The following is a 15,139-nucleotide window of genomic DNA, read 5'->3' as shown; positions in this document are numbered from 1 at the left end:
ATCAGCGCCCTATATCCTTCTTATTGGTGTTCGCATTGGTGTTCGCATTGGTGTTCGCATTGGTGTTCGCATTGGTGTTCGCATTGGTGTTCGCATTAGTGCGAGAATTGGTGCGAGAATTGGTTTTCATCCTGCTGCCCAGAGTCATCACTACCTGGGCCTGAGGTTTTCTTCCGGATTGCAGGCTGTGACGCGGCCCAAGCTGAACCGCCCTGCTTCGGTTGATTGAAAGCTGTGGTCTTGGTAAAAGTGCGGAATGACATTGAAGTCGAAGGTCAACATCGACCCTGTGCCCCAGAAACAGGTTGCAGATTTCACGAACCTGTCTGGTCATCTGCTTATCCTGTTCCAGCTGCTGCTTCTGCTCACGGCTGTCAACCTGAAACAGCACTTCGAGTTTGCTGCCCGGCATCCAGGTATGGCACCCAAGAAGCGCACCATTTCCGAGAGTGTTGGTATCCGTTCGCCAGGACGACAGCGATGTTCGGCACTCATCGTCCATGCGGTGACGCCGTAAGGGGGAGGTTTTCACCGCCACCGGCAGCTCGAAGTAATCCCTGAGCACCTGTTGCAACAGAGCAGGTGAACTGGTCTTCTGACCGAGCAGTCCGATGTAGCGGGCGATATGATCAGCTGGCAGTGATCTTGGGCGCGGTACACCTGCCAGGGCACAGATGCGTTCGGCAACTGTCAGCCCGGTTTGCCCATAGCGCTTTTCCCGTGACCGGCGATTTCTGACATCCTCTTCAAACCGACAGGTCAGCCTGTTGCGCGTGGCAACCCTGTAACTGTTCAGCAATAGGCGCTGGTTGAAAATTTCATAGAAATCCTGAAGACCACTGTCGTCCTCTCCAACCCGCAGCTGATGAGCCCGATCCTGGTAACCATAGGGAAGCACACCCTGGATACCTGACAGACTTGGCAGGGTAACCGACAGAGTCCAGCTATTGCCGGTGCGCCGAACCTCTGTCAGTTCAGATGGCGTATAGCGATAACCTGGGTCACTGACCAGAGACAGGGAAACCGGCACCTGCTGGTTATATTGCAGCAATACCCGGATAGCCTGGGCAAACTGCCAGTCTCCGGGGCGATTCTGAAGACGATGCAGCAGGCTGCTTTGGCCCTTACTGCGACCCCTGCTGCCTTGGCTGAAGCTTAACCGTGGCGTCTTGGACATTGATAGAAGACTCCCGGTTCACCTTTCAGGCAGACCATTAAGCGGGTAAAACTGTTGTGACCGGCAAAACCAGCCATCATCCGGTCCAGAACCTGGATAAACAGCACCAGTGACACCCCGCTGATACGGGCAGCATCGAGTGTCAGGGTAATATCTGTGCCCTGCACATAGCACTGCCGACCATGGACTTTCAGCGGAGCAACAACTTTTTCAGACACCATGGCTGTAATCGCCTCAATACAGCGGCGCTGACTGGCATGATCATTCAGATTGTAAAGAGAAAGCAGTTCGCGCAGTTCTGCAGCCGGGTCCTCTCCGCCCAGTAAGGTATCGAAGTTCATTTGCAGGTGAGCCAGCAGTACCCAGCGATTTTCCTGGGAGAGTGACGGCTGCCAGCAGGGAGAGACCTTGCCCATCATACGGGGCGTGGCCGGTATGGCGATATTTTCCAGACAGGTCAGATCATGAAGCAGCGACAGCTCCAGTGGCTGATCAGCATTACTGCATGTCAACCGCGGAGACAGCTGATGCTGTGATGGCTGGACAGGATTCAGATTAAGATCTGTCAGAGCCAGTTCACCATGGGGGCAGCTGTCACTGCGGGAGGAATCAGCCGGCAGGTAATGCCAGAAACAGCCCTTTTCATAACTGCTTCTGCGAAAGTATTTATGGCCATAGATTTCCGGAACCGGTTCAGGCCGGAGCCCGGAAATATCCAGTACACTGTCCACCGAAAATACCTGCTGGGCATTGGCAGAACGGGTATCAATAACCAGCGGATAGCCCAGACTGGTCTGATCCACTTTCAGCGGTTCACCCTTGCGCTGGAACAGGTTGACCACCGGCACGCAGCCAAGCTGGAAGGTTTCTGCCGACAGAGAACGTGACAGTTCAACCGGCATGGATTTCAGATAAATTCCGATAGAGAGCCTGTTGCCGGAGAAACGCGAAAGAACCTTATCAAGACCGGAAATGCGAAATGAGAGAAAAACATTCTGGTAGTTCAGGTATTCCAGCAACAGCTGGTACCCTGAAAAGCTGTTGCCCGACAGGGGCAGGACACGTTCATCCTCAGACATTAACACCGGTTCAAGATGTACATCAGGCAACACCACCGACAGACCGGAATCATCAAAAACAGACAAACAGCAAACCTGACTGAACAGCTGGTCATAGAGACGCTGGGTCAGGTTCAGTTCACCTTTGAGATGAATATCAAGACGGCTTAACTGGCCAATAGAATGAAACTGCAGACTGTTATCGCACATGGCCAGATCCAGGCGCAGCATCACGCCGACATCATGGCAGTTTCTCGGAGCCGGTCGGGAAAAGGGTGCTTGCTCCACCTCGGCATCGGCCAGTTCAAACGGCAGCATCTGTAGCGGGCTGCAGGTGCGAAAATCACAAAACCTGTCATCATCAATACGTGCCCGAAAAGTACTGCCACGGGGGATTTCCTGAACGGAACCAATATCTTCGGATGGCCTGATCTGCATCATCCCGACACAGGGCAGAGGCCGGAGGAAATGGGGAAACAGCATTCGCAGCAGAGAATCTGTCAGCTGTGGCAACTCTTCATCAAGCTGACAGCTCAAACGGGCATTCAACAGTGCAAAGGATTCCACCAGACGTGATACATCCGGATCTTCCACTGCTTCATCACTGACCCCCAGGCTGCGGGCCAGACCGGGATGATCTTCAGCAAACTTGCCTGCATGCTTGCGGAACCACGACAGTTCCCGTTCATACCAGAGTGACAGATCAGACATCAACGGCATCCCTTCTCATTACTGATAGCCCTCAATCATTAAAGTGCTGTTGGTCAGATTGATGGTGGTATCAAAACTTTCACGATCACCATCATCCCCGACTATGGATGCCTCAATATGGAAGCAGAGCGCATTATGCTGTTCATCCACTTTTGCCAGTTCCACCACCACTTCCTGCAGACGCGGTTCAAACTGCTGGATCAACTGTTCCAGATCCCGGCAGATATCACTGGCTTCAACCGAGTGACGGCATCGGTGCAGATTGCCCAGCCCGTAGCCGTAGAGTGAAGCGGGAAGTTCAGCAGCGGCTTCCATCACCCGGATCATTGGACGACGGGATTCAAGCACCATTTCAAGATTGCGGCAGATGGACTGTCGAATATCATCCTGATCGGCCACTGACTGTGTGGAGAAACGATCCAGCAGACTCATCCTGCCCTCCCCGCCTGACTGTTCCTTCCCAGCTCAGTGCGCAGCACTATGCTGGAAGTAAGAAAATCAAACTGGTACTGGGGCTGCATGGAAACCTGGCAGTGGAAACGTCCGGTACCGGAGTCCCCTTCCACTTTCACCATCGACTTTTTCAATGGATAACGGGCCAGGATATGCTCTTCGGCATGTTCGACATTGGATGTGTATGTCTGCAGCCAGGCATTCAGCTCACGTTCACATTCCGAGGCTGATTTATAGCTACCAATCTTGTCCCGGATCTGGGCCTTCAGATAATGGCCAATACGGCAGGCAAGAAGCGTGGTCTGCAACATACTGATGACTGCCGCATCACTGCTACTCTCTCCTACTCCTGCTCCTGCCCCTGCCCCTTCAGGCTGGAAAACTGAGCGGTTGCTGAAGATCCCGATTTTGTTATCGAGATAACCGTTGGCCAGCGGCACAAAACCATTTTCGCTGTAGAAATTATCAAGTGCCGGTGTGATGCGCATGGAGATCACCGGTTCTGAATAAAGGTCAACCAGAGCACCACCGGAACGGGCATCGGTCCCGCTGCGTAGAAAGCCAAACCAGCTGATACGGCAGAACTCCCGAAGAACATTACGCGCCAAAGCAAAGGCACTATTGCCCCAGAGAGTACTGCTGTCAGCTGCAAAGGCTGACTGCTCATCAAACAAGAACTGGTTTTGATAATTTGCCCAGGGTTCACGGATGCGAATGGCAGGCATGGTCAAACCGATAAACTGGCTAACCTTCTCAGACCTTAACTGCCGCCAGCCGGTGAAATCATCGCTGGCGAAGATGCGGCCGACCCTTTCCGGGTCAGTCCAGACATCAGGATCGTCTGTGCCAATAAAATGATCGGCAACAGGCAGCAGCACCGGGCACAGGGATTCATGTCCCAGCTGTCCCAGCAGCTGCATGGTATAGAGATCGTCGTGACCGGTATCAGGATCAAGGTCAGTGGTTACCGCATGATCAACCAGCAGAAGTCCGAAAGGATGACCACCGGACGTGCTGAATTCCTGCTGATAAATACGACGATAAAGTGAGGAATCTTTCAGGGTGAAACTCAGGTTCAGATCATCTGACAGTTGTGACCAGGTCATATCCAGAATACGGATACGCACCTGTCCTGCCGGATAACCCTCGCCAGCCAGGGCTCTCAGATTACGCCACAGTGCCTCAAGCTTTTTGAAGTGATTGTCCTGAATAACGGGTTCAAGCTGCCGACTGATACGCTCATCGATTTCTGCAATCAAACCCTGCATAACAAACTCGAGCCAGTCGTCCCCGGCATCTTCAGCCAGATTCGACCCATCCTCAATGATTTCCAGTGCCTGACTCAGAAGGCGTGACAGCATAGGCATCCCTGAAAGAATGGAAATGCGATGAGCATTTCCACACTAAAAAAAGCCGGAAGCGGTGGTACTGCTGCGGGCAAGGGGGTTCCGCCTCCGCTCGCTTCCGGCATAAAAACAGCCATGGGGGGAAAGTGCCTCTCATCTCCCAACATCATCCAGGAATAAAAGGCACCCCCAATTTATTACCCAGGAATATTGGCAACCATACGCAGGGAAGTGGTCAGTTCTTCCATCTGCAGCCATGGGCGCAGATATGCAATCGCAGAGTAGCAACCAGGACGGCCGGTCTGCTCTTCAACCTTGATCACGGCTTCACGCAGAGGTTTTTCAGCCTTGGCATCGTTACCGACTGCGTTCGGGTTGACATACTGGTTGATCCAGGAAGCCATATCGTTCTGCACATCAATGGGATCCATGGCAGAACCGATCTTGTCACGACCCATAACCTTCAGGTAGTGAGCAATACGGGAGCTGGCCATGATATAAGGCAGGCGGGCAGAGATAGCCGCATTGGCAGTCGCATCAGGATCAACAAACTCTTTCGGACGCTGAACTGTCTGGGCACCCATAAAGACACCGTAATCACTGCTCTTATAGTGCACCAGTGGCAACAGACCAAGATCAGACAGCTCTTTTTCACGCTCATCAGTAAAGTTGATCTGAGTCGGACACTGTTGAATCTGGTCACCAGCTTCTGACTTGAAGATGAAGTTAGGCAGACTTTCTACCTTACCGCCATTTTCAGCACCACGAATTGCGGTACACCAGCCGTACTTGGTGAAGGACGTGTTGATCAGAAGACCCATGTCGTAGGCTGCGTTGGTCCAGGTGAAGTCCTGCTGACCTTCCGGACGACGCTCGCCGTCAGCGGCAGCACGAAACTCTTCAAAGTTAAAGTCTTTCACCTGGGTACCGCCTGTACCGTATGGCATACGAGCCAGGGTGCGCGGCAGAGTCAGGGTGACATAGCGGGAGTCATCACTGTCACGGAAAGAGTTCCAGCTTGCATAAGCCGGAGTGTCGAAACCGGCGGCAACGGGCTTGCCTTCGTTAAAGGTTTCGAAGGTGTTGAAATCGAACAGTTCCGGGCTGGCTGCAGCAATAAATGGAGCGTGTGCCGCAGCGGCAACCTCACCCACATAACGCAGCAGGGCTACATCTTCATCTTTGTGAGAGAACTCGTAATCACCGATCAGGGCACCAAATGGTTCACCACCGGCGGTACCGTATTCATGCTGGTACACAAGGTCGAAGAAACGGCTGCGGTCAATGGCTGGCGCATCTTCAAACTGCTCCAGCAGCTCATCACGGGTAAAGTCGATGATACGCAGTTTCTGCTGACGGCCCAGCTCGCTGTTTTTCACCAGCTTCTGCAGTCCGCGCCAGGAGCCTTCCAGTTTCTGGAAGTCTTCATTGTGCATGGCATCAGTCAGCTGCACGGAAATCTTTTCATCGAGAGCAACAATGGCATCTTCGATAGTTTTGGTCAGGTTCTTGTCCCAGGTGACAGTCCCGTCCATAACCTGGCCCATCAAAACGGACAGCAGTTCTTTGGTGGTGTCCGCCGGAGTCTGGGCAGTTGCCTGAATAGCCTGATCCAGGAAGCTGAGTGTTTCCCCGGCTTCTGCTGGCTGGGCCTGAGCCTGTGCTTCTGTGCTCATTACTCTTCTCCCTCTTTAGCAATACCCAGTTCGCTGATCAGGGAAGCGCTGGCTTCCTGATTCTGCAGGATTTCCTTCAGCAGTTTTTCCAGGTCACGGGAACGGTCTGCCTTGGACAGCAGTTCTTTCAGCTGGTTACGGATATCCATCAGCTGGCGCAGAGGCTCAATCTGGCGAGCAACATTGGCAGGTTCAAAATCCTTCATGGACTTGAACGACAGGTTAACTTCAAACTGATCATCGGCTTCGGTCAGTTTGTTATCAATCTTATAACTGAGCTGAGGGTCAACCTTGCTCATCACAGAATCGAAGTTGTCTTTGTCCACATCAATAAAACTGCGGTAGTCAACCTCGTCCTTCTCATGCTCGGGTTTGTGCCCGGCAAAATCGCCTACGACACCAACCACAAATGGCAGTTCCTTTTTCTCAACGGAACCGTTTGTTTCTACATCGTATGTCAGGCTGACTCGGTTTTTGCTGACACGTTTATGCTGTGAATTCAAAGCCACTTCACTACCCCTATACAGTGATGCTTTAGGTTTACCGATTTACCGGCTTACCCGGCCCGAAACCTCTCGAGGAGACGGACCGGGTAAGCCTTAGACGACAATTAGCCGCTGATAGCGTGAGACTCAGCAACACCAGTCGGCAGGTCGTAGGTGACATCGCCACCAGCAACCAGGTTGCCGCCTTCTTCTTCGTGCCAGTGTTTCACTGCCATCTTGCTGTAAGCCAGTGCCAGATTTTCGAACGGAGTTGCACCGTCAGATGCACTCAGGGAGTAGTTCACGATACGGGCATTCGTCAATGTGATTTGCAGATAAACTTCTGCGCCCTGACCGGTACGGGCAGGCTTGGTGACGATAATCTGCACTTCGTCGCCTTGTTCGCCAGGAACATACATACGGGACAGAATGTTCTCGGAAGCACCATCCATCTCCTTACTGACGGAGATTTCACTCATGGCAACCATACCGGCATCACGGTTCATGCCGTTACCGATATCCATACCAACGGAACGTGCTGCGCCCCAGTTGAAGGAGCGGATAGCAAACCAGCCACCTTCAGAAACGCCCGCATCACCAGCGTACTTGGCAGTCGCATCGCCCTTACCGTCGTGAGTACCGATCTTCATATACATGTTGGCCATGACAACAACCCTTCTGTTTCACTCGTTGTATAAATCCGGGATGCAGAAATCCTTTGCCATCAACAAAAAAGCAATGGCGTTATCATTCGGACTTTCCCGGAACTTTTTTAGCGTCAGTTTTCTACGCAGTTGTTCTTACATAGACTTTCGCTGTTGTGTACTTTTCTATACGAAAATCTAAAGCTTTTAGATTCAAATAGATGCACGTTATTTGTGAAAAAAATGTTATGCTTTGTAAACAATAAAAATTCAGTTAGAAGCTTTATCAGAACTCAATCTGAAACAAGTATTTCTAACGAATTCCCAAGCTGGCCAGATTAATTCCACCTGGCCCAGATGATTTCTTCACCGCCGGTTTCTTTTCTTCCTGCTGGGGAAGATTTAAAAAGCTTGGTATTCCTGCTGGCTTCTGATTCACCGGTTCCTGTACAGACTGAGGCTGCTCTTCTTTTTGAGGCTCAGGCTGAGTTGGTTCCTGATAAACAGGTTGATCGGCGACCTTCTGAACGGGAGGCTGCGGTATAGTCGGCACCTGTGGCTCTTGGGCCAGAACCTCCTGTGATTGAACGCACCGCGATGGAGCAACTGGCACTTCTTCCGGCGGCGCAATCAAGCCCTGTGCCGGTGCCCCCGGAATATGGACTTTGTCAGACCCCATACCGGTCAGCTCACCGATTCTTCCCATCAGGCCATCATGCCCCTGTACCAGCTCATTGATCAGATCCGGCAGAGGGGTATACCCCCAGCGAATCGCTTTCTCGATCAGGCTGGCTACCGGACTCTGCGGTTCCGTTCTGGCGAAGAAGTTTGCGATCAGGCGCAACTGCTGAAATGCCTGGTCACGGTTATAAATCGGTTCTGCAACGCCGTTGTTAACTGTTACCTGATGTTGAACCACTTCAGCAGCTGCCAAAGGACTGTTCTGTTTTGCCGCATGCTCTTCTTCAACTCCGGCACTCTGCGCCTGACTCTCAACAACAGCTGCCTGCTGTTTCACATCCAGCGGCCAGGGTACCAGAGCCCCTTCCGTCAGTGCTTTCAGAGCATTCAGGTTTGACGCCAGCTGGTGACGAAGAAAACGACTGCTGACTTTTGAAGCTCCGCAGGCACCGGCATAATCGGCCAGCACTTGATCGAGCTTATCCAGGGCTTCCAGGGCATTATCAATAGCAAGAACACGGTTGATGACTTCAGATTGTTCATCAGCCAGTGCCTGCCTTGCCTGCTGCTGCAGTTCACTGCGATTGCCCTGGCCTTCGGCGCTTTTCCAGGCGACATAATCAATGTCACCGATCAGGGGCAGCATTCTCAGGGGCAGTCCAAGCAAGCAGCTTTCCTCTGATTCACCAAGCATCTGTACCACAGGGCGCAGCTGCAATCCGGCGCGCTCGCTTTTACGTCCGGCATCATCCTGGGCACGCAGTTTTTTATCCGGCACGCAGGGTTGAACCTGCTCACCAAACTGGTCAACGACACCGGCCATCAGTTGCAGGCAGGCATTGAGGTTTTCATAGGGTTTGATGGAAAACAGCTGAGCCAGCGTCAGCCAGCTGATGCACTCCAGATCCTTGGACTGCCCGGAAATCACGTCCAGCAGCTGACCTGACAGCTCTTTCCAGTTATCAAAGTTGGCACCCTGCAGCTCATCCAGCTCTTCAGCTGTCGGATTGTTGGTCAGCTTGCGAAATGAAGTCTGAGCCACGTTATAGCTGTTGCGCAGTGGACGATAGGTTGCCCGGTCATCCTTCAGATAGATGCCTGCAGGGTTATCACCGGAAATGGGTGCCAGCAGTCTTTCAAGATTCTGTATCATTGTCATAGCTGTGCCACTCCCTGTTGCTGATTCACCTGTTCCTGTTCCTGTTCCTGGGACAACTCAATCTGATCAAATAATGTTTGTGAGAGTGATTGCGCACGCTCCAATTCCGGACGTGTCATCTGCAGGGCCGCTGCATCACGCAGTTCGGCGGCCTGACGATATCCGAGGGCAACGGCAATATTCAGCCATGCATACCCGGCCTGGGTATCTGCAGCGCCACCCTGTCCGCGCAAGGTCAACAGACCAAGTGCATAGCTGCTCCAGTTATCCCCCCGCTCTGCCGCTTTTTGCAGTTCGGCACGCAGCAGCGCGGCTTCTTCACTGCTGAAGTCATACCAGCGCTGGTCTTCCAGCGTCAGGTAGATCAACGAACGCTGTGCCTTCAGGCTGCCCTGATCTGCTGCACGGTCAAACCAGAATGTTGCATCCGCAATACTGGCTGGTGTCGCACTGCCATAGAGATGATCAACACCAAGGTTGTAGGCTGCAGCAACAGATCCTGTGTCTGAGGCTTTGACAAAATAGGTTCTGGCTTTGCGAGGCGATACCGCAACACCCTGACCATTGAGATAGTCCAAAGCCAGCTGGTTAGCTGCTGATGCACTTCCGGCCATCGCGGCCTGAGCAATACGTTTACTGGCTGCTTTCTTATCAGCTTTGGTACCCAGGCCTTCACTGACCATCAACCCCTGCAGGTACTGCAGCGCAGGTACAGACTGTGCCTTGTTCAGGTAATTAAATGCCACTTTATCGTTAACACCTGTTCCCACGCCGTAGAACGACATGGCACCCAGCCAGCCATAGGCAGTAAGCTTCTGTCCGACAGGAGTCTGTTTGTTATTAACCAGGCGAATCAACATACTCCGCGCTTTTTTATCATCGCGGGGAACACCGCTTTCACCCTGGTAGAATCTGGCCAGCAGAGCCTGGGCCGGAGCATATCCACCTGCTGCAGCACGATTTAGATAAGCCAGAGCCAGTGCAGGTTTTTGATTGAACGTGATAACACCGGCCAGATAATTACTGAACGCATCACGCTTTGGAATTCGACGAAGCAGCTTGAGGGCCTTGGCTTCTCTCTGCTCATGGGTCAGTGTGCTGTTTTCGCCATAACCCAGCCAAACCAGCAGTGCATAGTGTGTCTGAACACTATCGGTTATCTTTCCAGCTTTGGTTTCTTCAAGGGCCATGGTTTTTACCCACTGAAAACTCTGGCTCTGCAGCAGAGAAAAAGACGGCTCGACATCGGCGGTTTCAACAGGCAGAGAAAATGGAGTCAGGCTTTTAACAATGCGCTGATAAGACTCTTCAGTGCGCTCAAGTGGCCAGGCATCGCGCTGCATGTTCATGGCAGGCGCATTCAGCTGGTAACTGTCGAGATAACTGATGTAGGAAACTTCCGCATCAGTGCGGGTTTCAATAGATGAACAGCCAGCAAGAATCAAAGCAACCGATAGAGCAGGAGCCTTCAGCCAATTAGGAGCCTTCAGCCAATTAGAAGCCTTCAGCCAATTAGAAGCCTTCAGCCAATTAGAAGCCTTCAGCCAGGCTGAGGCTGTCAGCTGGCAAGACGCTGCTGACTTATTTATATTTCTGGTTTCGCTGGAGTAAGACTGAACCAACAGCACCACCTCAATAACGACATTTGAACTTACGCCAGACACGCACCCCGGTGCATGCCAGATCAACACAGGTAAGTACTCGGCTGAAAGGGATCTGGATTCAATAAATCTGAAATAATATTGCCTGTCTCATACCTGACCCAGAGACCCGGTTATTCAGCTGGGCAAATTTCAGTAACTTCAGGTTACCGATCCCGCAACTTTTTTTAACGTCAATAATCGCAAATCACTTTTGCAAAAGTGGGACAATAATTGACTTCTGCGGCGATGGCTTTCCGGTAGGGTTTGCGCCATGGACTTAAATGCAGTGAATATTTTTATCAGTGTTGCTGAAACCGGCAGCCTGTCAGCCGCTTCCAGAAAGCTGGACCTTCCGGTTTCAACAATCAGTCGGCGTATACAGGCGCTTGAAAAGCAGCTGGATGCACGACTGATGGAACGCAGCACCCGTCGTATGCAACTGACTCTGGCAGGTGAAGACCTCTATGACAGTTGTGTAAGTGCCATCTCAGCCTTGAAAGATGCCGAGTCAAGTCTGACCAACAGGCGTGACCTGCCGTCTGGAGTCGTGCGTATTGTTCTGCCCAGGGGTTACAGCCAGTACCTTTTTCTACCACTCATTCAGCGTTTCCGGCGCTATTACCCGGATATCAGTATCCGTATTGCCAGCCAGAGCCAGGATAATGATTTGATCTCAGGTGCGGCCGACATCCTGTTCTGTACCGAACCCCAGGATGATCACCGCTCTGTGGCCAAACCACTGATCGAGTTCCGTCACCAGCTGGTCTGTGCGCCCTCCTACAAGCAACAGGTTGTCAGCCTTGAACAGCCGGAAGACCTGCTGCAATACGACTGTATTCTTTACGGTGCTGCCTGCAAACCAGGAGTCTGGCTGCTGGAGCGCAAGGATCAGAGCACTTCAACATCCCGTATTCTGCCCCCTGACGAAACGGTCTTTGACTGTTATTCGCTGGTTCAGGAAGCCATTGTTGCAGGAATGGGAATTGGTGAACTGCCATCACTGATGGCCGGTCCACTGTGTGAACAGGGCTTGCTGGTACCACTTATGCCTGAGTGGACCATGAAGAAGAGTTCTCTGGATGCCATTATCCCCTCTCACCGTCAGTTAACCCGTGCGGCAAGAGTCTTTATGGACTTTATTGAGGAGTATCTGTCGTCTGCCATTAACTGGCCGCTGGTGTAAACCTGGATTTTACTTTCCGCTCAGGGCTTTTTGCACCAGCGTAACAATAAAAGGATTTATTCCCGATTATGCAACAGTCGCATCAATCGGTGGGGGTTGGCTCCCTGATCCGGATACCTGACAGACTGCACAGTGTATTCCGGCACAACCCTGGCTCCATCTCCCAGAACAATAGGCCGGTCAAGCACCGGGCGAATTAATTCGTCTGCAGATATTTCCAGTCCTTTCTCCCTGATCACCACAAACTCATCCGAACTGTAACGGGCAACCGTATCATCCAGAGACAGTCCGTCCTGCAAGTGAAACGCCACCCGCTTTAACACCTGATCCCCAACTGTATGGCCATACCCATCATTCAGTGTCGTCATATTGGATACATGCACCAGGGTGATCTCCACCGAATGTCTCCGGACACGGGAACGCTGGCAGGCCATATGCAGACGATCCTGGAACAGCATACGATTTGGCAGACTGGTCAGAGGGTCATACTGCTGGGCAAACATCTCGGAATCGCGCCGGATACCAGACTGGAAAGCCGTTGAGTAAATGCCAATATAATGCTGCACCTGTCCATCAACCATAATGGCCTGGATGGACACATGCTGACGCATAACCGAACCATTACGGCAACGGTTCCAGATATCTCCCCGCCATTTTCCGGACTGGTGTACCTCGTTCCAGAGTTCCTGGTAGAAGCCCCTGTCGTATCGTCCGGAACTGAAAATCGATGGTGTTTTGCCAACCAGTTCATCCAGGGTGTATCCGGTTGTTTCCTGCATGGAACGGTTGGCACTGACAATTTTATGGTCAAGGTCGGTAATCAGAATTCCTTCCGCAATATTGTCCAGTACCATTTCAATCTTTTTCTGATCGACTTCTCTCTGGCGGGTATAGGTGATGTCCATGGCGATGGTCACCACCAGACGCTCATTTTTATCGGCACGGTTAAGGCGGAATTTCAAGACCGAATAGAACTGCGGACCGTCGAGGGTTTCCATCACCATCTCGAAGATCATGCTCTCATCGGATTGCAGCACCTGTTTATCAGGCTTGCTCAGCTGCTTTTCATTGCGATACTTCTCGGAAAGGTTGTTAGTGTCGGCGCGCAGCAGAGACAGAAACGCTTTATTGGAATAAAAGAACTGACCTTTCTCGCTAATCATGCCAATTGCTGCCGGGGCACGATCCATCATCACTTCAGCATTGTGCTTATAAGCCTGGACGGTTTTTTCCAGCATAACCTGATCATGGATATTTTCACCGATACCCCGGTAGCCACACATCACTCCGCTCCGGTCAAACATGGAGCGGCCACTCAAAGCTATCCAGTATTTCTGCTGCCCTATGGCCAGACGAATATTCCTGATCGGCAGACTGTCTTTTACCGCATCAATAGCACTGGTCTGCTCACTCTCCCTGAGCAGATTCAGAAGATTCCGTCCCTTGATGTCTTCCGCACCAACACCTGTCTGGCGGGTAAACTGGCTGGAGACATCCTGAATAACCAGGTTCTGATCCGTTTCCCAGAACCAGTCTGATCCGCACAGGGCATAATCTTCAAACCGGTCCCGGGTTTCACGCAGTTCACTCTCCAGTTCCCGATAAGCCGTGATATCCGACAGCATACCGATAACCCGTGAAGCGTTACCTTCGCTGTCCCAGCGACAAATACGACCGCGGTCACGAACCTGCTTCATACCACCCTGTTTGGTATATATGCGGTACTCAATATCATAACTTTCTGAATCACCACGAAGGTGACAACCTAAAGCATCTTGTACCCGATTTATATCATCGGGATGTACAAGACCAGCCCAGCTCTCAAAACAGGGAGATCTTTCTTCCGGATCAAAACCAAGCATCTGATCCAGTTTTGGGCTGAAAAAGACCTCGCCGGTACCAATACACCAGTCCCATAAACCATCACAGGCTTCTGTGAGGGCGTAGGTCAGTCGGCTATCTGAGGAGGGCAGAATTGCGGTACTGCGTGATGATGCCTGCACCTGCAGAACAAAGTACTCTGGGGAGTCATCATCCAGCTTCAACTGGGCAGGTGTAACCTGAAAGACTCTGAGAGTATCAGAGACATTGATGCATTCAAACGCCTCGACCTGCTGACTGCATCTTTCCAAAAGCTCCAGGTTTACAGCTTCACCCAAATCAAACTCGAACATAGCTGCTAATGAAATATGGGGAGAAGTCCAGTCAATAGTTTTGAAAAGCCCTTTCAATGCCTGGTTGGCATAGCAGACTTGAAGATCTTTACTCCCGACCACTGCCAAAGGGTTAAGCAAGTGTCCATAGAGGGAATCAAACAGTGTTCGATGACTGGCAAGCATAGGGAGCTTTACTCAATAAGAACCGGAGCAACTACAAAAAAACGCACAACCTTATCACTACTACGGATATACGGCAGAAAAATAAAATGTCGATCTGCACAGATTTTTCAAAAACACAGTTTCAGACTGTACCAATCACTGAAACACTGATTTAACTCAACCAGTTAGCCCTATGTGCGGTGAGTTCTAGAATAGAATCCAGAAAGGATCTACCCCTCCTTTTCAAACTCTTCTATCACACTGACACTTGCAATTTTTTCCATCTCAACCATCGGGCAGGGGACATCTCCACGCCACTGGATTACACAACGCATTTTCTCCTTGATCGGCATATTGGCAAATGTCTGATTTATTGTTCTGCAGCAGACAACCTTGTTGGCAACAACATCTGTCCCACCTTCACTGCGTGGAAGCACATGATCAATGCTCGCCTCCTTGAGATGCAGTTTACGACCACAGTAAAAGCAGGTATTTCCCTGAAGCCACAGAAGACGTTGAAGCTGAGCTTTTGCCATACCGGTTTTCCATTCTTAGAATTCTTGTTCTCTTAATATGACATTAAATGCTGCAAACAAGAACTGGAA

At 51.4% G+C, this 15,139-nt stretch carries 13 protein-coding genes; 2 read left to right on the top strand and 11 right to left on the bottom strand.

The annotated features are described in order from the left end of the window. Position 1: 1 nt before the first annotated feature. Genes M3P05_RS16110 through M3P05_RS16095 form a run of 4 tightly spaced genes read right to left on the bottom strand, consistent with a single transcriptional unit; the run spans position 2 to position 4,760 of the window. Positions 2–1,177, bottom strand: a complete 1,176-nt coding sequence (locus tag M3P05_RS16110; RefSeq protein WP_249701058.1) for a type VI secretion system baseplate subunit TssG — start codon at positions 1,175–1,177, stop codon at positions 2–4. Then, on the bottom strand, positions 1,156–2,946 hold the full coding sequence (gene tssF, locus M3P05_RS16105) for a type VI secretion system baseplate subunit TssF (protein WP_249701057.1): 1,791 nt from the start codon (positions 2,944–2,946) through the stop codon (positions 1,156–1,158). The genes M3P05_RS16110 and tssF overlap by 22 nt, the downstream gene beginning before the upstream one ends. 18 nt (positions 2,947–2,964) lie before the next feature. Beyond that, positions 2,965–3,378, bottom strand: coding sequence for a type VI secretion system baseplate subunit TssE (gene tssE, locus M3P05_RS16100; protein ID WP_249701056.1), 414 nt, complete (start codon positions 3,376–3,378; stop codon positions 2,965–2,967). Then, entirely contained in the window at positions 3,375–4,760 is a 1,386-nt protein-coding gene (locus M3P05_RS16095; RefSeq protein ID WP_249701055.1) for a type VI secretion system contractile sheath domain-containing protein, read from the bottom strand. Before M3P05_RS16095 ends, tssE begins: the two co-directional genes overlap by 4 nt. Before the next feature lie 27 nt (positions 4,761–4,787). Between M3P05_RS16095 and M3P05_RS16090 the strand changes: the two genes are divergently transcribed. Further along, positions 4,788–4,925, top strand: coding sequence for a hypothetical protein (locus tag M3P05_RS16090; protein ID WP_249701054.1), 138 nt, complete (start codon positions 4,788–4,790; stop codon positions 4,923–4,925). A 17-nt stretch (positions 4,926–4,942) separates the two neighbouring features. Here M3P05_RS16090 and tssC read toward each other — a convergent pair whose 3' ends face one another. The 5 genes from tssC to M3P05_RS16065 form a co-directional block, all read right to left on the bottom strand. Continuing rightward, positions 4,943–6,421 carry a type VI secretion system contractile sheath large subunit gene (gene tssC / locus M3P05_RS16085; RefSeq protein ID WP_249701052.1) on the bottom strand — a complete coding sequence of 493 codons (1,479 nt, stop codon included), beginning with the start codon at positions 6,419–6,421 and terminating at the stop codon, positions 4,943–4,945. Beyond that, positions 6,421–6,930 carry a type VI secretion system contractile sheath small subunit gene (tssB, locus tag M3P05_RS16080; protein ID WP_249701051.1) on the bottom strand — a complete coding sequence of 170 codons (510 nt, stop codon included), beginning with the start codon at positions 6,928–6,930 and terminating at the stop codon, positions 6,421–6,423. The genes tssC and tssB overlap by 1 nt, the downstream gene beginning before the upstream one ends. Positions 6,931–7,031: 101 nt before the next feature. After that, positions 7,032–7,571, bottom strand: a complete 540-nt coding sequence (locus tag M3P05_RS16075) for an Hcp family type VI secretion system effector (RefSeq protein WP_249701050.1) — start codon at positions 7,569–7,571, stop codon at positions 7,032–7,034. 292 nt (positions 7,572–7,863) lie between these two features. Continuing rightward, positions 7,864–9,390, bottom strand: coding sequence for a type VI secretion system protein TssA (locus M3P05_RS16070; RefSeq protein ID WP_249701049.1), 1,527 nt, complete (start codon positions 9,388–9,390; stop codon positions 7,864–7,866). Further along, positions 9,387–11,081, bottom strand: coding sequence for a tetratricopeptide repeat protein (locus tag M3P05_RS16065; RefSeq protein WP_249701048.1), 1,695 nt, complete (start codon positions 11,079–11,081; stop codon positions 9,387–9,389). Before M3P05_RS16065 ends, M3P05_RS16070 begins: the two co-directional genes overlap by 4 nt. A 223-nt stretch (positions 11,082–11,304) precedes the next feature. Here M3P05_RS16065 and M3P05_RS16060 point away from each other — a divergent pair, with 223 nt between their 5' ends. After that, on the top strand, positions 11,305–12,216 hold the full coding sequence (locus M3P05_RS16060; RefSeq protein WP_249701047.1) for a LysR family transcriptional regulator: 912 nt from the start codon (positions 11,305–11,307) through the stop codon (positions 12,214–12,216). A 56-nt stretch (positions 12,217–12,272) separates the two neighbouring features. Here the strand turns inward: M3P05_RS16060 and M3P05_RS16055 are convergent, their stop codons facing one another. Together M3P05_RS16055 and M3P05_RS16050 are read right to left on the bottom strand one after the other, a co-directional pair. Further along, on the bottom strand, positions 12,273–14,555 hold the full coding sequence (locus tag M3P05_RS16055) for a sensor domain-containing protein (RefSeq protein WP_249701046.1): 2,283 nt from the start codon (positions 14,553–14,555) through the stop codon (positions 12,273–12,275). Positions 14,556–14,764: 209 nt separating this feature from the next. Continuing rightward, on the bottom strand, positions 14,765–15,070 hold the full coding sequence (locus M3P05_RS16050; protein WP_249701045.1) for an HNH endonuclease: 306 nt from the start codon (positions 15,068–15,070) through the stop codon (positions 14,765–14,767). Positions 15,071–15,139 lie beyond the last annotated feature (69 nt).

It is taken from the genome of Parendozoicomonas callyspongiae, assembly GCF_023502345.1.
Taxonomy (GTDB): domain Bacteria; phylum Pseudomonadota; class Gammaproteobacteria; order Pseudomonadales; family Endozoicomonadaceae; genus Sansalvadorimonas; species Sansalvadorimonas callyspongiae.
This window is presented reverse-complemented; position numbering and strand designations above follow the sequence as displayed.

Bases quoted from the DNA above. Each gene is read 5' to 3' on its own strand.
- M3P05_RS16055 (WP_249701046.1), bottom strand. From the start codon at position 14,555: ATGCTTGCCAGTCATCGAACACTGTTTGATTCCCTCTATGGACACTTG.
- M3P05_RS16095 (WP_249701055.1), bottom strand. From the start codon at position 4,760: ATGCTGTCACGCCTTCTGAGTCAGGCACTGGAAATCATTGAGGATGGG.
- tssC (WP_249701052.1), bottom strand. From the start codon at position 6,421: ATGAGCACAGAAGCACAGGCTCAGGCCCAGCCAGCAGAAGCCGGGGAA.
- tssE (WP_249701056.1), bottom strand. From the start codon at position 3,378: ATGAGTCTGCTGGATCGTTTCTCCACACAGTCAGTGGCCGATCAGGAT.
- M3P05_RS16090 (WP_249701054.1), top strand. From the start codon at position 4,788: ATGAGCATTTCCACACTAAAAAAAGCCGGAAGCGGTGGTACTGCTGCG.
- M3P05_RS16060 (WP_249701047.1), top strand. From the start codon at position 11,305: ATGGACTTAAATGCAGTGAATATTTTTATCAGTGTTGCTGAAACCGGC.
- M3P05_RS16050 (WP_249701045.1), bottom strand. From the start codon at position 15,070: ATGGCAAAAGCTCAGCTTCAACGTCTTCTGTGGCTTCAGGGAAATACC.
- tssF (WP_249701057.1), bottom strand. From the start codon at position 2,946: ATGTCTGATCTGTCACTCTGGTATGAACGGGAACTGTCGTGGTTCCGC.
- M3P05_RS16070 (WP_249701049.1), bottom strand. From the start codon at position 9,390: ATGACAATGATACAGAATCTTGAAAGACTGCTGGCACCCATTTCCGGT.
- M3P05_RS16110 (WP_249701058.1), bottom strand. From the start codon at position 1,177: ATGTCCAAGACGCCACGGTTAAGCTTCAGCCAAGGCAGCAGGGGTCGC.
- M3P05_RS16075 (WP_249701050.1), bottom strand. From the start codon at position 7,571: ATGGCCAACATGTATATGAAGATCGGTACTCACGACGGTAAGGGCGAT.